This is a genomic window from Halosimplex salinum, from assembly GCF_003730195.1.
In the GTDB taxonomy this organism is placed as follows: Archaea; Halobacteriota; Halobacteria; order Halobacteriales; family Haloarculaceae; genus Halosimplex; species Halosimplex salinum.
The window spans coordinates 541406-561758 of sequence record NZ_QWGG01000002.1; the positions used below are offsets into that span (position 1 = coordinate 541406).

The following is a 20353-nucleotide window of genomic DNA, read 5'->3' on the forward strand; positions in this document are numbered from 1 at the left end:
ACCCGCCACTCGACGCGGCCTGCGTGCCGGGAGCGCGGGTCGTAGCCATGTATCTGCTACTACCGATAGTTCGGTACTAAAACTTTCCGAAGCGCCGTCGAGCGGGCGGCTATCGACTGGTTATGGTTCACACGAAACACGGTCGCGAGTAGCCGCTGTCGGCCGTCTACAGACGCTCGACCGGAACGGCAGACCGGTTCGTCTCCTCGTCGGCGTTCGAACCGCCGGCACCGCCGGCATCGTCGCCCGCGCCGCCGGAACCGCCGTCACTGCCGCCCGAATCGCCGGACCCGGCCTGTCCGGTTTCGTTACCCTGGCCGGAGTCGCTGGGCGGTCCGGTCTCGTTACTGGGACCTGAATCGGCGGGCGGCCCGGTCTCGTTACTCGGGCTGGTGTCTACTGGTGGTCCGGTTTCGTTACCCTGGCCGGAGTCGGCGGGCGGCCCGGTCTCGTTTCCCGGATCAGCGCCGGCGGCCTGTCCGGTTTCGTTACGGGGACCGGTGTCGGCCGGCGGTCCGGTCTCGTTTCCCGGGCCCGCGTCCGTGGCCTGCCCGGTCTTGGTACCCGGGCCGGCGTCGGCGGGCGGACCGCCGTTGCCCTGTCCGCCGGCGCTGCCGTTACCGGACGCGCCCGGTCCGCCGGTCCGGTTCTGCACGAACGCCGGCGGGCCGGCCTGCTCGGGCGGGCCGCCCATACCCTTGCCGGCGTTCTTCCCGGCGATACCCCGCGCGATGGCCGCGACTTCGGGGCCGCTCATCTCGCTGGCCCGCGTCCGGAGCGTCTCGATGGCGCTCACGTTCACGCCCTTCGCTTCGAGCGCCGCGGCGGGCAGTTCGCGGGCGACGTACTCGGTCTGGTTGACCTGCCGCTGGAGCGCACGCTGCTCGGCGTGCACCTTCGCGAGTCGGGCGCGGTACTGCCCCTCGCTCAGCGTCTCGTTCTCGTGGGCGCGCTCCAGTTCGGCCAGTCGCTCGTCGAGTTCGGTCAGTCGATCCTCGAGGTCCGTGACCTCGTCGGCGACGACGCCGGCGGCCGACGCGTTCGACCGCGCGGCGGCGACCCGCTGGCCGAACGCCCGCGCCTCCACCTCGCCGGCGATCTCGGCCTGTTCGACGCCGACGACCCCGGCGAACCGCTCGCCGGGCGCCAGCGACTCGTTCACCGTCTCGTTCGCGGCGGTCTGTTGCGCGCCGGACCCGGCGCCCGACAGCGCGGCGACCGGAACCGCGCCGACGGCACCGAGCACGACCAGAAGCGCCACGGCGACGGGTGATACTTCGTCCATCCTGTCTCTTCCTTGGCCCGGCTATCCCATATAAACCCACAGTCCTCAACCCGGTTCAATCCCGATTAAGCCCGATTTCGACCTCGGTAGATCGGCGCGCAGTCCCCGGGTACGCCGGTGATATCCGGTCGGCCGGGCGTGTGAACGACCGGAAGCTACAAATCGCTCTCTTCGGGGAGCGCGACGACGTTCTCGCGGCCGATCCGGAACGTCTCGACGGCGTCCTCGTCGCGGAGGTTGCCGACGACCTGGCTGGTCTTGGCGTCGGTCCAGTCGAACTCGCCGGCGATCTGCTGCTGTTTGATCCGGCCGCCGTTGTCCTCGAGCAGGCCGATCACGCGCTCCTCGTTGCTCAGCAGTTCCTCGGGCGGCCCGTCGTCGGCGTCGTCGTCCGACTCGTCCGCGGCGGGCGCGTCACCGCCGCCCGTCGACGCGGCGGCGGCCGCGCCGCCCGCACCCGCCGCGCCGTCGGCGTCTTCGTCGGTCGCGGCGTCGCCGCTGCGCGAGCGATACAGCAGGCCGCCGGCCGCCAGCGCGAGCACGAGCAGCGCGACGCCGGCGAGCGCGGTGGTCGGCAGGCCGCCGCCGGGTGCGACGACCAGGCGCGGCTCGTTCGGGCCGAAGTCGGCCGGACCGCGCCAGGTGACCGAGCCGTTGCCCGTGTCGTCCGGTTCGGGCGTCACCGACTGGCGCTCGTAGTCGGTCGGCCACGCGAGCACCAGTGCGGACTGTTCGTCGAGGAAGAAGCCCGAGAGCGAGTCGCCGACCCGGAGCCGGTCTCCGTCGGCTCGCGCGAAGTTCGTCCACGTGAACCGGTAGGTGAGGACGCCGTACTCCTGTGGGAGCTGCTCTCTCGTGGTGGTGACGGTGACGTTCTCCAGCGCCATCTCGCGGCCGGTGCTGTTCTCGGCGCTCGACACCGTGCGCTCCATCCCGGTGGCGAACTGGTCCGTGAACTCCGCCGGGTTCGCCTCGACGTCGTCCTGGACCGACTCGAAGGCCGCGGTGTCGTTCTCGTCGGTCAGGCGCACCCGGAACTCGACGGTCCACTCGGCGGTGCCGTCCTCGCTGACCGCGGCCCGCAGTTCCACCGAGTCTGGGTCGACCGCCGTCTGGAACGCGGGCGCCTGCTGGGCGGGCCCGACCTGCTGTCCGAGTTCCCCCTGTGCCGCGGTGTTCCGGTCGCCCGACTGTCCGACGGCCCCGAGCGCGGGGCCGACCGCCGACAGACAGACGAGTGCGACCGCGACCGACACGGCGATCCGGCGCGACGTGCCTCTCATCGTCACTGGGGTTGGTCCGAACGGCGAAAGGCTTTCCGCAGTGTGACCGCGAGCGCCACCGCCCCGGCGAGCCGGCCACAACGCCTTTCCCGCCGGACGCCGACCGTCTGCCCATGGATTCACGAGCTGATCTGGACGTCGAGACGCTGTTGAAGGTCGTCCTCGTCCTCGTCGTCGTCTGGATCGCTATCGAGATACTCGACGCAGCGCTGTCTATCGTCCTCGGTCCGCTGAAGTCGGTCTTCGGGCTGGTGATCGTCGTCCTGATCGTCCTCTGGCTGCTGGACCGGATCTGAGGCGGCGTTCGACGGTCTTTTCGCCCGCGCTCCACTCCTCACGGTCGTGTACAGCCTGAACGTCCCCGTCCCCGGCACGGTCGCCGCACTCGCCCGCGACCTGGGGACCCGCCTCGGCACGGCCTCCGTCCGCCGCCGCGGCGAACACACCCTCGTCTGCAAGCGCCTCGACACCGACGACGCCGCCACCTACCACGAACTCGAGGCCCGCGCCCGCGAAGTGCTGGCCGGCGAACCCCCCTTCGCCGTCCGCGTCACCGGCGTCGACGTGTTCACCGACGTCCCGAGAGGCGAGAGCCCGGTCGTCTACCTCGCCGTCGAGAGCCCCGGTCTCGTCGCCCTCCACGAACGGCTCTGCGAGGTGTTCCGCCCCGTCGACGAGATCGAGGGCGAGGGGTACGTCCCCCACGTCACCGTCGCTCGCGGCGGGTCTATCGAGCGGGCCGCCGGCCTGCGCGACACCCCCTTCGACCCCGTCGAGTGGTCCGTCGAGCGCCTGGAGTTCTGGGACGCCGAACACGACCAGTCGGTCAGCTCCGTCTCGCTCCCCCATTGACTCTGCGTCGGGGTCGTGCTCGCACGCTCGCGCGGGACAACAGTTTAGCCGCTGTCGCCAGATCCATCGTCCATGACCGACGACGCGCCGACGGACCCACCGGACGGCACCGACGCCGGATCTGACGCCCTCGTCGGCGAGAGCGTCGACCGCCGCGAGGACGCCGCCCTGCTCACCGGCGACGCCACCTTCACCGACGACGTCGCCGCGGCCGACCTGACCTACCTCACCTTCGCCCGGAGCGACGAAGCCCACGCCGCAGTCGAATCGGTCGACGCGAGCGCCGCGGAATCGATGGACGGCGTGCTCGCCGTCTACACGTGGGACGACGTTGCCGACTCCGGGGTCCCCGGCGTCCTCCCCATCTCGACGCACGGCCTCGACTGCGACCCGCCCGGCCACCCGATACTCGCCCGCGACCGCGTCCGCTACCAGGGGCAACCGGTCGCCGCCGTCGTCGCCGAGGACCGCTACCGCGCCCGCGACGCCGCGGACGCGGTCGACGTCGAATACGACCCGCTCCCGACCGTCGTCGACCAGCGCGCCGCGCAGGAACCCGACGCCCCGACCGTTTACGACGACGCGCCGGACAACGTCGCGGCGGTCTCGGAACTCGGCGACGCCGAGGCGACCGACGAGGCCGTCGCCGCGGCCGACCACGTCGTCGAAGTCGACCTGACGAACAACCGACTGATCCCGAACGCGCTCGAACCCCGCGCGGCGGTCGCCCGCTGGGACGCCGGCGACGAGCGCCTGACCGTCGAGATGACGACCCAGTCGCCACACGGCCACCGCGGGAAGCTCTCGACGACGCTCGGCCTCCCCGAGCGAGCGATCCGCGTCGTCGCACCCTCCGTGGGCGGCGGCTTCGGCCACAAGGGCCACCACCATCCCGGCGAGGCCGCCGCGGCCTTCGCCGCGATGGACCTCGGGGACCCGGTGAAGTGGACCGCGACGCGCAGCGAGAACTACCTCGCGGGCGCTCACGGCCGCGACCACCGGACCACCGCGGAACTCGCCGTCGACGACGACGGGACGATCCGCGGGCTCCGCGTCGAGACCGACGCCAACGTCGGCGGGTACGGCCTCGGCGGCAGCCTCTCCATGCCCAGCTGGTACGGGTCGCTCCTCGCCAGCCAGTACGACATCCCCGCGATCCACTGCGAGACCCGCGCCGTCTTCACGAACACCGCACCGATCCACTCCTACCGCGGCGCGGGCCGCCCCGAGGCAAACTACGTCACCGAGCGCCTCGTCGGCGCGGCCGCGCGGGAACTGGGCTTCGACCCCGCCGAGTTGCGGCGAGCGAACCAGATCGCCGAGTTCCCCCACGAGACGGCCGTCGGCGCCACCTACGACAGCGGCGACTACGAACTCGGCCTCGACGAGGCGCTCGACGCGGCGGACTGGGCGGACCTCCGGGACCGCCCGGACCGCGACGACGACGGGCGCTACCTCGGTGTGGGGCTGGCCTGCTACGTCGAGTCGACCGGCGGCGGCCACGAGAGCGGCGTCGTGCGCGCCCACCCCGACGGCACCGTCACCGTCTACGCTGGCACCCACTCCCACGGGCAGGGTCACGGCACCACCTACGCACAGATCGTCGCGGACGAACTCGGCGTCGACTACGACGCCATCGACGTGAACGAGGGGGACTCGGACGCCACGCCCACCGGGACCGGCACCTTCGGCAGTCGCTCGACCATCACCGGCGGCAACGCCGTCGCGGAGAGCGCCCGCGCCGTGCGCGAGAAGGCCCGCGAGCTGGCCGCGAACCTGCTCGACGCGCCCGTCGAGGCCGTCGAGTACGAGAACGGCGAGTTCGCCGCTCCCGACCACACGGACGAGACCCGTACCTTCGCCGACGTGGCCGAAGCGGCCTACGGCTGGGGCGTCCCCGAGGGGATGGACCCCGGACTGGAGGCGACGACGTTCTTCGAGCAGGAGGAGACTGCCTACACGTTCGGGACGCACGTCGCCGCCGTCGCCGTCGACCCGGAGACCGGCGCGGTGGACATCGAGCGCTACGTCGCGCTCGACGACTGCGGCGAGCGGGTCAATCCCACCATCGTCGAGGGGCAGGTCGAGGGCGGCGTCGCCCAGGGCATCGGCCAGGCGCGCTACGAAGGAGCCGTCTACGCCGACGACGGGACGCTCGAAACCGACTCGATGCTCGACTACGCCGTCCCCCGCTCCTTCCACGTCCCCGATATCCAGACGGAGGCGACCGTCACGCCGAGTCCGACGAACGATCTGGGCGTGAAAGGCATCGGCGAGGCGGGGACCATCGCCGCGCCGCCGGCGGTCGTCAACGCGGTCTGCGACGCGCTCGACCCCCTCGGAATCGCCCACGTCGACATGCCGCTCACCGAAGAGCGGGTGTGGACGGCGATCCGCGAGGCCGAACAGTAGTGCGGTCGGCGGGCGTCTCAGTCCGCGCCCTCGGACCCTCGCTGTCGCGCGAGGAAGTCGAGCGCCTTCGTGAACAGCCACCCGACGATCAGGAAGGGCAGCAGCGGGACGAGCAGGATTACGAGGCCGAGAAACAGCGCCCACCCGAGCGAGTCCATCTCCACGTCGGGGCGGTACCCCGTCCCCGGCGTGACCGTCCGCAGGAGTTGCGTCGCGGTACCCGGATCCTCGCTCTCGTCCGCTGTCGTGTCGCTCATAGCCTCATATAGGGCGAGAGATTCGATAAAACCGTTCCCCGGGATCGTCGACGTGTTCGGGTCCGTCTGCCGGTTGCGCAATAGCGTTCGCGCGAGCGGAGCGAGGCGCGGTTCGCCGTCAGAGCAAGCTCTGACGAGGCCGCGGTCGTTCGCGGCGGGCACTCCCGCGGATACCGAGCCCGAACGAAGTGAGGGCTCGGCCTTTTTCACCCATGTTTTTTGGCGGGGGTTGAGGCGCGAGCCGACGGCTCGCGCCGATGCCCCCGTGAAAAAAGATGGTTTAGCAGACCGGCTTCGGGTCGACGCCCATCGCTTCGAGCGCGTCGACGTACTCGTCGTAGGCCGCCTCGACGACTCCCTCCGCGGCCCGCTGGGCGCGCTCCCAGTCGGCGTCCGTCTCGCAGGTCGCGTCGAGGAGGGCGATCCCCTCGTCCAGCCGGTCTTGCGTGTCCGAGCGCAGGTCTCTGGCCAGGTCCGCCCGCACCTCGTCGGCCTCGTTGACGAAGAAGCTGATCGCCTGCAGGCGCGCCCGGTCGGCGACCAGCGGGCGGCCGACGAATCCTGCGGCCAGGCGCTCGACCGCGCCGTCGAACTCCGCGAGCGCGGCGTGGAGCGGGTCGTCGGCCGCGTCGATCGTCGCGTCGGCCTCGGCGTCGTCGTTCGGCAGGGCCGACAGCGATTCGACGACCCGGTCGAAGTGGGCCGCCTCGGTCTCGGCCGCCGACCCGAACGCCGTCGCGAGGTCGCCGACCGCCGCTTCGCTCCAGCGCTCGAACGTCTCGCGGCCGCTGACGGCCGACTCCGCGACCGTCCGCAGGACCGGGGCGCGCTCCAGGTCGGCGCCCGTCGCGGCGATCAGGTACTTGTCCGACCCGAGTCGGTCGAGTTCCGTCGCCCGCTTCTCGCGGACCGCGTCGACGAGTTCCTGGCCGTTCATGTCCGCTCGTTCGGGCGGCGAACGGGTATATGTACGGGCGGCGGGTCGTCCCCGCCGGCAGTTATATGGACGGCCGCGCAGGCGTTACCAGTACATGCAGGGAGTCGCCGAGACGCTCGTCGAGGCACTGAGCGTGCAGTCGCTCCTCGTGCAGGCGCTGATCGGCGGCGGCGTCATCGCCGGGCTCAACCTCTTCGGGGCGTCGCTCGTGCTCGTCTGGCGCGACCCCTCCGAGCGGGCGCTCGACGGCGCGCTCGGCTTCGCCGCGGGCGTCATGCTCGCGGCGAGTTTCACGAGTCTCATCCTCCCGGGGATCGAGGCGACGCCCGGCGGCAGTCCGCTGCCGGTGCTCGGCGGCGTCCTGCTGGGCGCGCTCGCGCTCGACCGCGCGGACGTGCTCGTCCCGCACGCCCACTACCTGCTGACCGGCAAGAGACGCGACGACGCGGCGAAACCCAGCGAGGATACGGCGAAACCCGACGGGAGCGTTCCCATCGACGAGGACCGCCTGGCCTCGGTCGTCCTGTTCATCCTCGCGATCACGCTCCACAACATGCCAGAGGGACTGGCCGTCGGGGTCGGGTTCGGGTCGGCGGCCGCCGGCGACGCCTCCATCGGGAGCGCCGTCGCGCTCATGCTCGCCATCGGGATCCAGAACGTCCCCGAGGGGCTGGCGGTGTCGGTCGCCGCGGTCAACGCCGGTCTCGATCGCCGGTTCTACGCGATGGTCACCGGGATCCGGTCAGGGGTCGTGGAGATCCCGCTCGTCCTGCTGGGCGCGCTCGCGGTCACGCTCGCCGCGCCCATCCTCCCCTACGCGATGGGCTTCGCCGCGGGCGCGATGCTGTTCGTCATCAGCGACGAGATCGTCCCGGAGACCCACATCCGGGGCAACGAGCGGGTCGCGACGCTCGGCACCATCGTCGGCGTCGTCGTCATGCTCTACCTCGACATCTCGCTGGCGTAGCGTCGGCCGGCCCGCCCCCGCACGCGTCGGACCGACCGACTTAGGTGCGTCTGCCGTCTAATTCGGCTGTGACACCGCTTCGTCCGGTCGCCCACGCGGCGCCGTCCCCGGACCCCGCCCTCCTCGGGATCCACCTGCTCGCGGGCGTCGGCTCCGGGCTCTTGCTCGCGCTGGGCGTCGTCGCGCTCGGCCAGCGCGGGTCGCGCTCGTACCTGCTGGTCGTGCTCGCGCTCGGGGCGCTGGTCGCCCGGACGCTCGTCTCGGGACTGGCGATGTTCGGACCGCTCGGTCCCGGCGTCCACCACTTCGCCGAGCACGCGCTCGACGCGATGCTCGCCACCTTCCTGCTCGGGGCGGTCTACTACGGGCGGACGACCGACTCCACTTCACCCACGGAGGACTCCAGATGACCGAGAACGACGCGCGCACACGAGTCGCCGCCCACGTCGCGGACCACCCGGGCGTCTACTTCAGCGAACTCGTCCGTCAGACCGACCTCGCGCCGGGACAGGTCCAGTACCACCTGCGGAAACTCGGCGACGCCGTCGTCTCTCGGGAGTTCCACGGGCGGACCCACTACTACCCGCCAGACTGCGACGCCTTCGAGCGGCGAGCGCTGGCGGTCCTGCGCCGCGAGACGGCCGTCGACATCGTCGTCTCCCTCCTCAGACACGGCCCGACTCCCGCGGCCGACACCGCCGAGCGGGTCGACGTGGCCCGGAGCACGCTGGAGTGGCACCTCGACCGACTGACCGACCTCGGCGTCGTCGCCAAGCGCCGCGACGAGCGCGGGCGCGTGACGCTCGTGCTCGAACGACCCGAGGAGACCGCGGGGCTCCTCCGCACGGTCGAACCGTCGCTGCCGGAGCGGCTGGTCGACCGATTCACGCGACTGGTCGACCGCCTGCTGGCGGAATAACGGACCGGAGAACCGAGCTCGCGGCTTTCGACTGCCCGACCAGAACCCCCTTGTCCGACCGGTCGCTAGGAGTCGCCAATGCCACCCACCCGCTCGCGAGGGATCTCCCGCCGCGACTTCGTGAAGGCCGCGGTCGCCATCGGCGGGTCCGCGGCGCTGTCGGCGTGTCTCGACCGGGAGAACCCCGATCTCCCGCAGGGCACCGACGACCTGTCCGCCCTCCCGGAGCGCCAGCACGCCTGGAACGCTGCCCTCCAGACGGACGACCACGGGAACGACGTGCCGCCCCGCCACCACCTCCTCCTGTACCTCGACTACGCGGGCGACGGGACGCCCACCGACGCGGACCGCGAGACGGTCGAGACCGCTCTCCGGTCGCTCGAACGGGCCTACCCGCGGAGCCACGAGGGCGATGTCGGCCTCCTCTTCACGGTCGGCTACGCGCCCGCCTACTTCGACCGCTTCGACGACCCGCTCCCGGAGAGCGTCGACCTGCCGGCGCCCGAACCGCTCGCGCCGTTCGAGGACCCGGCGCCCGACGAACCGGATGCCGTCCTCCACCTCGCCAGCGACTACGGCTCCGTCGTCATCGGCGCCGAGGAGGCCCTGCTCGGGGAGACGACCGAACTCAACGGGCGCGAGATGGACGCCACCTTCGAGGGGGTCTTCGAGCGCGCTGCGCTCGCCGACGACGGCCCGAATCGCCGGACGGGGTTCGTCGGCGAAGGACTCCCCGCCGACAACCAGGACGTGACCGGCGTCCCCGACTCCGAGCCGGTCCCCGAGGACTCGCCGCTGTTCATGGGCTTCGAGTCCGGCTTCGAGAAGACGCAGGCCACCGAGGACCGCGTGACCATCGACGAGGGCCCCTTCGCGGGCGGCACGACCCAGCACGTGTCGACGATGCACCTGAACCTCGAGCAGTGGTACGAACAGGACACTCGCTACCACCGCGAGGCGACGATGTTCTGCCCGGCCCACGCCGACGAGGGGCGCATCGAGGGCACGGGGAAGAACCTCGGGAACACCAGCGGCGTCGGCGCCTGTGCCGAGGACGTAGCCAGCGACGCCCGCGAGGAGGGCGTCGTCGGGCACGCACAGAAGAACGCTCGCGCCCGCGAGGACGGGCGCCCGGTCATCCTCCGCCGCGACTTCGACTCGACGGACGGCGACCACGCGGGCCTGCACTTCCTCGCCCTCCAGGAGTCCATCGCCGACTTCGTGGCGACGCGCGAGGCGATGAACGGCACCGACGCGGCCGACGAGGGCGCCGTCGGCCAGCGGACGAACAACGGCATCCTCCAGTACATCAACGTCCGGCGGCGCGGCAACTACCTCCTCCCGCCCCGTTCTTCGAGAGCGCTCCCGACGCCGCGTGCCTGACATTCGGCTGCCGATCCTCGTCCCCGCCGGCGGTTTTCGACTGTCCAACCAGAAGCCGCTTACAGGTATGGCCGATAGAGAGCGTATGCACAGACGACGCTTCCTCGCCGCGGGAGCTACCGCGGCGTCGGTGGGGCTGGCCGGGTGTCGGTCGCTGTTCCAGACGCGCTCGGCGCGCTCCCCGCCGCTGGTCGAGGACCGCCCGGACGCCGTCTACGTCCCCAGCCACGTCGAAGGGATGGAGATGGTCGACACCGCCGAGGCGGGCGACTACACGGTCGCGCTCACCTACAGCTTCCCCCACCGGTTCTGGCTGGTCAACGGCGACCGGACGAATCAGGTCGAGATCGAGGGGAGCGACTCCGTCCACCTCATGACGACCGTCTGGGACACCGACACCGGGACGGTGATCCCCACCGACGGCATCAGGACGACGATCACGAGCGACGGCGAGACGCTGGTCAGCGGCGAACCGCTCTGGCCGATGCTCTCCCAGAACATGGGCGTCCACACCGGCGACAACCTCGAACTCGACGGCGACGGCACCTACGAGGTCGAGGTGGACGTCCCGCCCCTCTCGGCGCGCCGGACGGGCGGCTTCCGCGACCGCTTCGACGAGCAGGTCACCGCCGACTTCTCGCTGGCGTTCGCCCAGTCGACGCTCGACGAGATATCCTTCGAACGGCTCCAGGACCGGCAGGGGGAGCGCGACGCCCTCGATCCGATGGAGATGGACATGCTCCCGGTGTCGACGGCGCCCGCCGTCGAGGACCTGCCCGGCACCGTCGTCGGTGAGGGGTCGAGCGGCGACGCCCGCTTCGTCGCGACGCGACTGGACTCGCCGCCCGCGGGCGCCGGTGGTGAGTCGACGGACGAGGGCGGCGATTCGAGCGACGAGCGCCCGTACCTCGCTGTCTCGATGCGGACGCCGTACAACGGCTACCCGCTCCCGCTGGCCGCGCTGTCGGCGACGGTCGCTCGCGACGGGGAGACCGTCTTCGACGGGCCGCTCGGCGCGACCGTCGACCCGGACATCGGCTATCACTACGGCGCGCTCGCGGACGTACAGTCGGGAGACGAACTGGCGATCACGGTCGACACGCCGCCGCAGGTCTCCCGTCACGAGGGCTACGAGACGGCGTTCCTCGACTTCGCCGAGACGTCGATGACCGTCGAGAAGTGAGGCGTCACGAACACCCGGATAGTAGCGTGGCACCGTAGCCCGCGCTCACTCGGTGCTGTCCCGGTAGAACTCCCTGAGGACGGAGAACGCCTGCTTCTTCCGGCCGTGCTGGTCGAGGAGTCCCTTCCGATTGTACCCCCGCTGATGGGGGTTCTGCCGCGAGGGTGACCTGAAGTCGAACAGGATCCACGGAGTCATCCCCGCGATCTGCTCGTTGCCGTCGATCGCGTCGGTCTGGTCCCGGTAGATGGCGGCCTGAAACTCCTCCGTCCACCGCTCGTCGGCCGGGCCGTGGTTCCCCCACTTCGCGCCGCCGCCGGTCTCGGAGACGACCACCGGCGTCCCGTCGGGGTCGTCCTGAAAGGCCCGCATGTCGTCGGCGTCGCCGTGGTACCACCCGTAGTACTCGTTGATTCCGATCACGTCGAGCGAGTCCGCCAGCGGGTCCCGGATCTCGATTCCGTCGTCGGTCTCCTCGGCGAAGCAGGCGGCGGTCACGAGTCTGCTATCGTCCAGATCCCGGACGAACTCGACCGTCTCTGACAGCACCCGGTTCCTGGTCTCGTCGTCGTGGTCGGTCTCGTTCGCGACGGACCACAGCGCCACCGAGGGCCGGTTCCAGTCGCGCTGGATCAGCTCGCGTAGCTGTCGGTGGTACAGCTCCCGCACGTCGTCGTCACCGAAGTCGACGTCCCAGTAGGCGGGGACCTCCTCCCAGAGGAGGATGCCCTCCTCGTCGGCTCGCCGCGTCATCTCCCGGGAGTGCGGGTAGTGTGCGAGCCGCGCGAAGTTGCAGCCGAGTTCGCCGAGCCACTGGAACCGCTCGTCGACGTCGGCCGCACGGAGCGCCCGGCCCGACCCCGCCGACTCCTCGTGCAGCGAGACGCCGCGCAACCAGACGGGGTCCCCGTTCAGGAGCACGTCGCCGTCGCGCACCCGGACCTCCCGGAATCCGACCCGGTCCTCGATCGTATCGCCGCCACACTCGAGTTCGATATCGTAGAGCCGGGGGTCGGCCGGACTCCAGAGCGTGACGGCGTCCGCGTCCAGCGACAGTTCGGCGCTGTATCGGCCGTCGCCGTCGGCGGACAGCTCCGCCTCGCGGTCGAGTTCCGGGAGTCGGACCGAGACGGTCGATTCGTCGTCGGGGCCGTCGATCCACGCGGTCACCGCGACGCCGACCTGGCCGTCCGAGAGCGTCGTCTCGGCCCGGTAGTTCCGGACGAACGTCTCCGGGACCGGGACCAGCTCGACGGACCGGAACACGCCGCCGAAGTTGAACCAGTCCGTCTGCGTGTCGGGGACGCCGTCCTCGCGGCGCTCGTTGTTCGCCCGCACGACGAGCACGTTGTCGCCCGCTTCGAGCGCGTCGGTCACTTCGAACGCGAACGGCGTGTAGCCGCCCTCGTGGCTGCCCAGCAGTTCGCCGTTCAGCCAGACCGTCGCCTCGTAGTTCACCGCTCCGAACGCGAGGAAGGACCGACCGTCGTCCCCGTCGGCGGACCAGGAGAACCGCCTCGTGTGCCACATCCATCCCTCGTAGTGACGGAACTCCGGCAGCTCCTCGCCCCAGTTCGACGGGACGCGGATCGAGTACCCGTCGTCGACGTCGAAGTCCAGCCGGTCTCCTGCCGGCGCGTTCGGGAGAGCCAGCGAGTCACCGATCGGATGGTCCTCGAACACTCGATACTGGTCCGGTATCGCCTGCCACTCGCCGTCCAGCGATACCGTCTCGCGGCTGTAGTCGAACAGGTGCACCGCTCGAAAAGTCCGCGGAGCGCTAATAGTTGTTGCGCAGCCTCGAGACGGTCCAGCACGGATCCGGGCCGGGCCGCTCCCGGCCGTCCGAGGGCGGAGTCAGTCGCGCTACTCGTTGCCCGGGAGCGACAGGCCCCGCGTCGACAGCAGGTGGTCGACGCCGCCGACGAGGACGAAGAGGAAGCCGACGACCGTCGCGACGAGGTGGACTTCGCGGAACCAGAACGGCACCAGCGAGAACGTTCCCTGGATGCCCGCGACCGCTTCGGTGAGCAGCGGGAACCCGCTCTCGTCGGCGCCGCCGGCGTCGCCGGTCATCTGGGGCAGGGGGGTCTTGGTCGGCGTCGCCGTGCCGTCGCCGTCGGTGGCCGTCCCGTCTCCGTCCGTCGCCGTCTCGCTGCCGTCGTCGTAGCTCCCCGAGAACTCGCCGAACGGGAGTCGGTCGGCCTCGTAGGGGATGCCGGACCCGCTCGTGACGTGTTCGTCGACCGGGACGCTCCAGACGGCCTCGCCCTGCGGGTTCACCTCGACGACGCGCTTGTTCCGCGAGTCGGTGATCAGGGTGTTACCGTTGGGGAGGCGGTCGGCGTCGCGCGGCCAGTAGAGTTCGAGCCCGCCGGTCTCCTCGACCACCCACGCGGGCTCCCAGCTGCCGTTCTCGGCGCGGTGGAGTTCGACCACGCGGTCGTTCTCGCTGTCGGCCACGAGGACGGCGCCGTCGCCGAGCCACTGCGGGTTGTGCTGTTCCTTGATCACCGACGGGTCGCCACAGCGCACGTCGCCGTCGCCGTCGGCGTCGACGAGGCGGTCGCCCCCTCGCAGGCAGTTCTCGTCACTCGTACCAGTGTCCTCGTTGATCGTCTCGACGACGCCCTCGCCGCGTTCGACGATGACGAGCTGGTTGGCGTTGCGCACGGAGACGAGGAAGCGGCCGTCGCCGATGGTGTCCACGTCGTTGATGTGGAGCCAGTCGCGACTCGTCGGGTCCTCGGGCGCCTCGTAGTGGTCGCTCGCGTTCCACTCCCACGCCTCGGTGCCGTTCTCGACGACGACGACGCGCTCGGCCTCCATGTCGGTGTAGACGACGCCACCGTTCCCGGTCGCGTCCATCGCGTGGACCTCGCTGTTCGTGATAGAGCCGACGGGGAAGCTGTACTCGTCGACGATCTCGCCGGTCTCGGGGTCGAGGGTGCGATAGCCCGTGCGGGCACAGGAGTCGCCGTACTCGCCGCAGTCGGTCGAACTCTCGTTGGCGAACGCGGCCAGAACTCGGCCGTCGTCGAGCATGCTCACCTCGAAGTAGCCGTCCGCCTGCGTGTTGCGCCAGGCGACGTCCTGTCCGTCGTAGCCGAGGACGCTGCCGTGAGTCACCCAGCCGCCCTGCACGCCGACGAGCGTCTGCGGCGAGTCGGGGAGGGGCGTCGCCGTCGGCGTGGCGTCGCCGGGGTCACTCGACGCCGGCGTGCCGTCCGTTGGTTCGGGCGTCGGTGTCGAGACGTCGACGCCGCCGACGGAGCGGTCGGGGGCGGTCGCGGCGCCGACGAGCATCGTCGTGAGGAACAGGCCGACGCCGAGCAGGATCAGGGCACTGCCGCGCGAGACGTCCATCTTGAGAGACGTGTCCGCCGCGTCGGCGAATAAGCCTTCGGGTACCGACTGTCAGAACGGCCTCACTCGTCGGCGTCGTAGGGCCAGTTCGGGTCGCGGGGCTCCTCCGGGTCGGGGGCGCGGGTGTTCGGCGCGGCGCCCTCGACGCAGGCGCCGTACTCGCGGACGTTCTCGCGGGCGTCGCTGAGCGTGACGTGGTTGGTGTCGCTGACGAACTCGGGGTCGCCGAACTGGATGGGGTCGTCCAGCCAGTCGCAGACGGGGCAGCGCTCGTACGATCCGGGTCGCCCCGGCGGGAGCGTCCGGTAGCCACAGCACGGACAGTAACCCAGCTCTCGCGCGGCGGGGTTGCCGGGGCGGTCCGCCATGCTCGGCCGTAGGGACGCTCCCCGGATAGCTGTGACGACGGACGCGACCCGCGACCCTGACAACCCCGCAACAATGTTTAGGGCCGCGGCGGCCGCCCGTTGGGTATGCCCGGGGCCGACCGACCCAACGTCGTCTGGATCGCGATGGAAGACACGACGCCGCGTCTGGGGTGCTACGGCGACGACCTCGCCCGAACCCCCAACATCGACGGCCTCGCGGCCGACGGCCGGCGATATCCGAACGCCTTCTCCACCGCGCCGGTGTGTGCGCCCAGTCGCGCCGCGGTGATGACCGGCTGTCACCAGAACGCCATCGGCACCCACCACATGCGGACGACCCACACCAACGAGGACGCCCCGGGACTCCCGACGCCCTACGAGGCCGTCCCGCCCCACTACGTCACCGCGGTCCCGGAACTGTTCCGACAGGAGGGGTACTACTGCACGCTCGACTCGAAGGCCGACTACCAGTTCGGTACGCCGTTCACGATGTGGGACCACCACGGCGAGGGCGCCGGCTGGTGGGACGACGCACGCGACTCCGATCAGCCCTTCTTCGCCATGTTCACCAACGGCGTCACCCACGAGAGCGGCCAGTGGGACCCGACCGAACCCGGCACCGACGACCAGTTCGGCGGGAGCGTGGCGGAACCCGACACCGACCCCGACGCCGTCGAGGTGCCGCCCTACCTCCCCGACACCGAGGAGACACGGCTGGCTATCGCCCGGCAGTACGACAATATCGCCCGTTCGGACGAGTGGGTCGGGGACCTGCTCGACCGGCTCGACGACGCGGGGCTGGCGGAGGACACGCTCGTCGTCCTCTGGAGCGACCACGGCGAGGGACTCCCGCGGAGCAAGCGCTGGCCCTACGACGGCGGCATCCACGTCCCCCTGATCGTCCGCTGGCCCGGCGAGGCCGACGACGGGGGCGTCGACGACCGACTCGTGAGCACGATGGACCTCGGTCCGACGACGATGGCCGCCTGTGGCCTCGACGTGCCCCAGTACGCGGGCGGTCGGCAGTTTCTCGGCCCGGACGCCACGGAGCGCGAGTACGTCTTCGCCAGTCGCGACCGCTACGACGAGTCCTACGACATGGTCCGGGCCGTCCGCGACGACCACTTCAAGTATATCCGCCACTACCGCCCGGGGACGCCGTACCGCCAGTGGATCCCGTTCAGGAATCGCCATCCCGTGATGCGCCAGATCCTCGACCGCGCGGCCGCGGGCGAACTGGAGGGCGCCGAGCAGTGGTTCGACGCCCGCCGCCCCGCCGAGGAACTGTACGACCTCCGCTCCGACCCCCACGAGGTCGACAACCTCGCCGGGGATCCGGAGTACGCGGATACGCTCCAGCGCTTCCGCGACGCGCTGGACGAGTGGCGCGAGCGCGTCGACGATACCGGTGACACGGCGGAGGCGGAGATGGTCTGGGAGCGCCATCGCGGCGACGAGCAACCGGAGACGGCGGCGCCGCGGTTCCTCGTCAACGCGCCGGACCACGACGAGCGCGAGGCGCTGGTCGATGGCACGACGGTCGAGGGTCCGGCGACGCTCTCGCTCTACTGTGCGACGCAGGGCGCGTCGATCGGCTACGCGCTGTCCGACGAGATGGTCGGGAACGACGGGTCCGAGCCGCGCTGGCGACTGTACACGGGACCCGTCGACCTTCCCGAGGGGGAGACCACCGTGCGCGCGAAGGCGATCCGGTACGGCTTCGAAGAGAGCGACCAGCAGGTCGGCGTGTTCACCGTCTCCGAGTGAACCGTTTCGGAGTGAGTCGTCCCGGAGCGCCGTCGGTTCCGAGGGAACCGTCCCGGAGCGCCCCGTCAGAAAAGCTATCCGTCCGCGCGGTCAACCACGCAGTAATCGGTCGAACAGCATGACAGACGATACGGACCAGCCGACGGCGGACGGGCGCTCGGGGGAGACGGAGACCGTCGGGAACCTGGTCGAGAAGATACGGGCGCTGGACGACGACGAGGAGCGCGGGCAGGGGATCCTCCTCGATCAACTCGCCGAGGTCGAGACCCGGCTCCTGTCGTTCGGACGGGCGCTCGGCGGCGACCCGGACACGGTGGCGGATCTCCCCTTCACGGAGGAGGCGGGCACCGACAAGATGCCCGAACCGCTGTACGTCCGCCACGACACGGAGATGCTCAACCAGGTGACCGGCTGGCTCCTCCAGGAACAGCACATCGGGCTCGTCAGCCACTACGGTACCGGCAAGACCGCGTTTCGGGAGATCGTCCGCCGCGACCTGGGCGAACACGACGAGTTCGTCGTCGCCATCCTCGACAACCCCAGAGAGACCACGCCCCGGAAACTGTACGCCACGATCCAGACCACCGCCGAGGCCGCGGGCTACGAGATCGAAGATCGTGACTACTGGCAGACCCGCGACGGCGTCCCGTGGGCCACCGAGGACGCCAAGGAGGCCGCTCGCGAACTCGTCGAGGAGGTCCGCGCCGACGGGAAGACCATCCTGCTCGTCGTCGACGAGATAGAGGTCCTCCCCGCGGACATCCTCTCGACCCTGCAGGTCGCCGGCGACATGGGCGTCCGACTCTTCCTGATGGGCACGCCCGAGGGGAAAGAGCGCGTCGCGGACCTGCGCGGCACGCTCGACTCCCGACTGCGCTACTACGAGGAGATCGAGCCGTTCGACCCCGGGGACATCGCGGAGTACATCGCTCGCTCGTTCGCCTACTTCCGCGGCGAACCGTACGAGGACCAGCCCGTCGAACTGTTCACGGAGGACGCCATCCGGGACGTCCACCAGCGGACCGAGGGCGTCCCGCGGGAGGTCCGCATCGAGTGTCGCGAACTGTTCACGCGCGCGGCGTTCGTCTGGTACCGCACCGGCCAGGAGATCGACCGCATCCAGATCACGCCGGAGTTGCGGCATCGTCGCTTCGGGATGGGCCGCTAGCAGTCTGATTTTCGATTAGTACCAGTGGGAGTGTCGTGAACAGCACGGCGACGACCGCTGGCGTGCTCGTGACCGCGAACAGCGTGAAAGCCCCCGACCGCTCCGGTCCCGGGGCTCGTTGCGCGCTTCGCTCACTGCGTTCGCTGCAGTGCTTACGTCGCCCGGGTTCCCGGAGCGGTCGGCCCCTTTCATTCCCACCCGTACAGACTGGTCGGCCAGCCGAATCGGGTGGGAATGAAAGGGGCGACGTGCTGGACGAAGGCCGGCGACGCAAGCACCGTGGTTCGAGAGAGCAAAGCCCTCTCGTCATCACGAAAGAGCGCTCTGCGCTCTTTCGGCGACAGCGAGCCGCCCGAGTCCAGCGCGTCGGGGCTTTCACGCTGTTTCAGAAGGCGGTCGCTGTCTCCTCGACAGCTCGTTCGGCCGCAGTTCTCGACCGACCCCTCCTACGACGGGTGCTGATGTTTGATCTGTTCGGCGCGGATGCTCGGCACTTCGGAGAGACACTCCCGACACTTCCACGTGGGGTACACCTCGCCCTGCTCCTTCCGGAGGTCCTGCTTGTACTCGATGGTCGCCCCGCACTGGCAGGTGTAGGTCGTCGGGGACATACCCGAGACAACTCGGCGACCGGAAATAAATCGTCCGCCGGTCGCGGTCACGGGCTGTGCGCCGGGCGGACCCGTCATCCAGCCGGAATCTACACGGTGGTCCCACGCGCAGTGTCGACTATGACCGCGACCGACGCGACGCTGCTCGATTTCCCCTCCGTCGAGTCGACTCGCCACACCGTCAACGACGTCGACCTGCACGTCGTCCGCGCGGGGGACCCCGACGACACGATGGTCGTCCTCCTGCACGGCTTCCCGGACTTCTGGTACGGCTGGCGCCACCAGATCCCCGCGCTCGCCGAAGCGGGCTACTACGTCGTCGCCCCCGACCAGCGCGGGTACAACCTGAGCGAGAAACCGCGAGGCATCGACGCCTACCGGATGCGTGAACTCTCCCGGGATATCGTCGACCTCGTCGCCGCCGAGGGTCGCGAGAGCGCGCACGTCGTCGGGCACGACTGGGGCGCGGCGGTGGCGTGGGACCTCGCACTCCGTTACCCCGATACCGTCGACCGACTCGGGATCATCAACGTGCCGCATCCGTCGGTGATGCGGCGGACGCTCCGGTCGAACCCCCGACAGCTCGTGCGAAGCTGGTACATGTTCGCGTTCCAGATCCCGCTCCTCCCGGAAGCGGTACTTGGTCGCGGCGACGCGCAGGGTGTCGTCGACTTGCTGGAGGGGAGCGCGAACCCGGGCGCGTTCACGGAGGCCGACGTCGCGTACTATCGCGACGCGTGGCAGCGACAGGGGGCGATCCGCGGCGCGGTCAACTGGTACCGCGCGCTGATCCGGCGGCCGGACGAACCGCCCCGTGAGACCGTCAAGGCGCCGACGCTGGTCGTCTGGGGCGACGAGGACGTGGCCCTCCTGCCGAAGATGGCCAACGAGAGCATCGGCCACTGTTCTGACGGTATCCTCGAACGGATCCCGTGGGCCTCCCACTGGGTCCACGACGAGGAGCCGGGGCGGGTCAACGACGCGCTGCTCGCTCACCTGACGGCCGAGTGAGCGCAAGAAGGTCGATCAGTTCAGCCGCCAGAACTGGTAGTTCAGGACCGCGGCGAAGGTGACCCACGCGAGGTACGGGACGAGCAACAGCGCCGCACGGCGGTCGACGCGGTCGAAGGCGACGATGGTGGCGAGCAGCGCCGGCCACAGCGCGACGATGACGACGAGTCCGGCCAGCAGGTTCTCCGCCGCGAAGAACGCGGGCGTCCACGCGACGTTGAGGACCATCTGACCCGCGAAGAGCCCGAGCGCGACGCGCCGGGCGCGCCCCTCGTCGGCCAGCCAGACCAGCGCGAGGGCGACTCCGGCGAGCGTGAACAGGAGCGTCCAGACGACGCCGAACAGCCACCCCGGCGGGTAGATAGACGGCTTCGCGAGCGACTGGAACCACGCCGACCCCGGCCCCGACAGCACGGCCGGGGCCGCGCCGACGAGATTCACCAGAACGACGCCCGCCACTATCGTCCCGATAGTTCGGCGACCGCTCCGACCCGCTCCGACGGTGCCGGTCTCGCTCATACCGGAGAGACGAACTCCGCGACCAAATGAGATCCGGCGACGCGGCTCTCCCACCACAACCGACA

At 70.4% G+C, this 20353-nt stretch carries 20 protein-coding genes; 11 read left to right on the top strand and 9 right to left on the bottom strand.

Annotation, left to right across the window (positions count from 1 at the left end):
- Positions 1 to 166: 166 nt before the first annotated feature.
- Together D1409_RS07885 and D1409_RS07890 are read right to left on the bottom strand one after the other, a co-directional pair.
- Positions 167 to 1285: a collagen-like domain-containing protein gene (locus D1409_RS07885; protein ID WP_123535782.1), complete on the bottom strand. Its 1119-nt coding sequence runs from the start codon at positions 1283 to 1285 to the stop codon at positions 167 to 169.
- Positions 1286 to 1440: 155 nt separating this feature from the next.
- A complete protein-coding gene (locus D1409_RS07890) occupies positions 1441 to 2568 on the bottom strand; it encodes a helix-turn-helix transcriptional regulator (RefSeq protein WP_123535784.1) in 1128 nt (375 codons plus the stop codon).
- A 113-nt stretch (positions 2569 to 2681) separates the two neighbouring features.
- Here D1409_RS07890 and D1409_RS07895 point away from each other — a divergent pair, with 113 nt between their 5' ends.
- The 3 genes from D1409_RS07895 (at position 2682) to D1409_RS07905 (ending at position 5832) form a co-directional block, all read left to right on the top strand.
- A complete protein-coding gene (locus D1409_RS07895) occupies positions 2682 to 2864 on the top strand; it encodes a DUF7554 family protein (protein ID WP_123535786.1) in 183 nt (60 codons plus the stop codon).
- Between the two features lie 46 nt (positions 2865 to 2910).
- Complete coding sequence (locus D1409_RS07900) at positions 2911 to 3420, top strand: 2'-5' RNA ligase family protein (RefSeq protein WP_123535788.1); 510 nt, start codon at positions 2911 to 2913, stop codon at positions 3418 to 3420.
- A 72-nt stretch (positions 3421 to 3492) separates the two neighbouring features.
- Positions 3493 to 5832 (top strand): xanthine dehydrogenase family protein molybdopterin-binding subunit, encoded by a 2340-nt coding sequence (locus tag D1409_RS07905; protein WP_123535790.1) that lies wholly within the window; start codon positions 3493 to 3495, stop codon positions 5830 to 5832.
- A gap of 17 nt (positions 5833 to 5849) precedes the next feature.
- Here D1409_RS07905 and D1409_RS07910 read toward each other — a convergent pair whose 3' ends face one another.
- Together D1409_RS07910 and D1409_RS07915 are read right to left on the bottom strand one after the other, a co-directional pair.
- Positions 5850 to 6089 (bottom strand): DUF7535 family protein, encoded by a 240-nt coding sequence (locus D1409_RS07910; protein ID WP_123535791.1) that lies wholly within the window; start codon positions 6087 to 6089, stop codon positions 5850 to 5852.
- 280 nt (positions 6090 to 6369) lie between these two features.
- Positions 6370 to 7026: a rubrerythrin family protein gene (locus tag D1409_RS07915; RefSeq protein ID WP_123535793.1), complete on the bottom strand. Its 657-nt coding sequence runs from the start codon at positions 7024 to 7026 to the stop codon at positions 6370 to 6372.
- 94 nt (positions 7027 to 7120) lie between these two features.
- Here D1409_RS07915 and D1409_RS07920 point away from each other — a divergent pair, with 94 nt between their 5' ends.
- The 5 genes from D1409_RS07920 (at position 7121) to D1409_RS07940 (ending at position 11478) form a co-directional block, all read left to right on the top strand.
- A complete protein-coding gene (locus D1409_RS07920; protein ID WP_123535795.1) occupies positions 7121 to 7993 on the top strand; it encodes a ZIP family metal transporter in 873 nt (290 codons plus the stop codon).
- Positions 7994 to 8061: 68 nt separating this feature from the next.
- Positions 8062 to 8403, top strand: coding sequence for a DUF7471 family protein (locus D1409_RS07925; RefSeq protein WP_123535797.1), 342 nt, complete (start codon positions 8062 to 8064; stop codon positions 8401 to 8403).
- Positions 8400 to 8912, top strand: a complete 513-nt coding sequence (locus D1409_RS07930) for a winged helix-turn-helix transcriptional regulator (RefSeq protein ID WP_123535799.1) — start codon at positions 8400 to 8402, stop codon at positions 8910 to 8912. Before D1409_RS07925 ends, D1409_RS07930 begins: the two co-directional genes overlap by 4 nt.
- Before the next feature lie 78 nt (positions 8913 to 8990).
- Positions 8991 to 10295, top strand: a complete 1305-nt coding sequence (locus tag D1409_RS07935) for a DUF7405 family protein (RefSeq protein ID WP_123535801.1) — start codon at positions 8991 to 8993, stop codon at positions 10293 to 10295.
- 85 nt (positions 10296 to 10380) lie between these two features.
- Positions 10381 to 11478, top strand: coding sequence for an iron transporter (locus D1409_RS07940; protein ID WP_123535802.1), 1098 nt, complete (start codon positions 10381 to 10383; stop codon positions 11476 to 11478).
- Positions 11479 to 11523: 45 nt separating this feature from the next.
- Here the strand turns inward: D1409_RS07940 and D1409_RS07945 are convergent, their stop codons facing one another.
- The 3 genes from D1409_RS07945 to D1409_RS07955 form a co-directional block, all read right to left on the bottom strand.
- Complete coding sequence (locus tag D1409_RS07945; protein WP_123535804.1) at positions 11524 to 13236, bottom strand: glycoside hydrolase family 2 protein; 1713 nt, start codon at positions 13234 to 13236, stop codon at positions 11524 to 11526.
- Between the two features lie 108 nt (positions 13237 to 13344).
- Entirely contained in the window at positions 13345 to 14844 is a 1500-nt protein-coding gene (locus D1409_RS07950) for an aryl-sulfate sulfotransferase (RefSeq protein WP_123535806.1), read from the bottom strand.
- 62 nt (positions 14845 to 14906) lie between these two features.
- A complete protein-coding gene (locus D1409_RS07955) occupies positions 14907 to 15212 on the bottom strand; it encodes a CPCC family cysteine-rich protein (protein WP_123535808.1) in 306 nt (101 codons plus the stop codon).
- A gap of 105 nt (positions 15213 to 15317) precedes the next feature.
- On the opposite strand from D1409_RS07955, the gene D1409_RS07960 reads away from it, so the two are divergent.
- Positions 15318 to 16979, top strand: a complete 1662-nt coding sequence (locus D1409_RS07960; protein ID WP_123535810.1) for a sulfatase family protein — start codon at positions 15318 to 15320, stop codon at positions 16977 to 16979.
- Between the two features lie 118 nt (positions 16980 to 17097).
- A complete protein-coding gene (locus D1409_RS07965) occupies positions 17098 to 18147 on the top strand; it encodes an ATP-binding protein (protein ID WP_235853527.1) in 1050 nt (349 codons plus the stop codon).
- Between the two features lie 446 nt (positions 18148 to 18593).
- Here the strand turns inward: D1409_RS07965 and D1409_RS24390 are convergent, their stop codons facing one another.
- A complete protein-coding gene (locus D1409_RS24390) occupies positions 18594 to 18758 on the bottom strand; it encodes a hypothetical protein (RefSeq protein ID WP_164471604.1) in 165 nt (54 codons plus the stop codon).
- Positions 18759 to 18878: 120 nt separating this feature from the next.
- On the opposite strand from D1409_RS24390, the gene D1409_RS07970 reads away from it, so the two are divergent.
- Entirely contained in the window at positions 18879 to 19769 is an 891-nt protein-coding gene (locus D1409_RS07970; RefSeq protein WP_123535812.1) for an alpha/beta fold hydrolase, read from the top strand.
- A gap of 15 nt (positions 19770 to 19784) precedes the next feature.
- On the opposite strand, the gene D1409_RS07975 is transcribed toward D1409_RS07970, so the two are convergent.
- Positions 19785 to 20288: a TspO/MBR family protein gene (locus D1409_RS07975; RefSeq protein WP_123535815.1), complete on the bottom strand. Its 504-nt coding sequence runs from the start codon at positions 20286 to 20288 to the stop codon at positions 19785 to 19787.
- Positions 20289 to 20353 lie beyond the last annotated feature (65 nt).

What these genes read in the sequence shown, in the direction of transcription:
- D1409_RS07885 (WP_123535782.1), bottom strand. Translation starts at nt 1,285, where the DNA reads ATGGACGAAGTATCACCCGTCGCCGTGGCGCTTCTGGTCGTGCTCGGT.
- D1409_RS07890 (WP_123535784.1), bottom strand. Translation starts at nt 2,568, where the DNA reads ATGAGAGGCACGTCGCGCCGGATCGCCGTGTCGGTCGCGGTCGCACTC.
- D1409_RS07895 (WP_123535786.1), top strand. Translation starts at nt 2,682, where the DNA reads ATGGATTCACGAGCTGATCTGGACGTCGAGACGCTGTTGAAGGTCGTC.
- D1409_RS07905 (WP_123535790.1), top strand. Translation starts at nt 3,493, where the DNA reads ATGACCGACGACGCGCCGACGGACCCACCGGACGGCACCGACGCCGGA.
- D1409_RS07910 (WP_123535791.1), bottom strand. Translation starts at nt 6,089, where the DNA reads ATGAGCGACACGACAGCGGACGAGAGCGAGGATCCGGGTACCGCGACG.
- D1409_RS07915 (WP_123535793.1), bottom strand. Translation starts at nt 7,026, where the DNA reads ATGAACGGCCAGGAACTCGTCGACGCGGTCCGCGAGAAGCGGGCGACG.
- D1409_RS07920 (WP_123535795.1), top strand. Translation starts at nt 7,121, where the DNA reads ATGCAGGGAGTCGCCGAGACGCTCGTCGAGGCACTGAGCGTGCAGTCG.
- D1409_RS07930 (WP_123535799.1), top strand. Translation starts at nt 8,400, where the DNA reads ATGACCGAGAACGACGCGCGCACACGAGTCGCCGCCCACGTCGCGGAC.
- D1409_RS07935 (WP_123535801.1), top strand. Translation starts at nt 8,991, where the DNA reads ATGCCACCCACCCGCTCGCGAGGGATCTCCCGCCGCGACTTCGTGAAG.
- D1409_RS07940 (WP_123535802.1), top strand. Translation starts at nt 10,381, where the DNA reads ATGCACAGACGACGCTTCCTCGCCGCGGGAGCTACCGCGGCGTCGGTG.
- D1409_RS07950 (WP_123535806.1), bottom strand. Translation starts at nt 14,844, where the DNA reads ATGGACGTCTCGCGCGGCAGTGCCCTGATCCTGCTCGGCGTCGGCCTG.
- D1409_RS07955 (WP_123535808.1), bottom strand. Translation starts at nt 15,212, where the DNA reads ATGGCGGACCGCCCCGGCAACCCCGCCGCGCGAGAGCTGGGTTACTGT.
- D1409_RS07960 (WP_123535810.1), top strand. Translation starts at nt 15,318, where the DNA reads ATGCCCGGGGCCGACCGACCCAACGTCGTCTGGATCGCGATGGAAGAC.
- D1409_RS07965 (WP_235853527.1), top strand. Translation starts at nt 17,098, where the DNA reads ATGACAGACGATACGGACCAGCCGACGGCGGACGGGCGCTCGGGGGAG.
- D1409_RS24390 (WP_164471604.1), bottom strand. Translation starts at nt 18,758, where the DNA reads ATGTCCCCGACGACCTACACCTGCCAGTGCGGGGCGACCATCGAGTAC.
- D1409_RS07970 (WP_123535812.1), top strand. Translation starts at nt 18,879, where the DNA reads ATGACCGCGACCGACGCGACGCTGCTCGATTTCCCCTCCGTCGAGTCG.
- D1409_RS07975 (WP_123535815.1), bottom strand. Translation starts at nt 20,288, where the DNA reads ATGAGCGAGACCGGCACCGTCGGAGCGGGTCGGAGCGGTCGCCGAACT.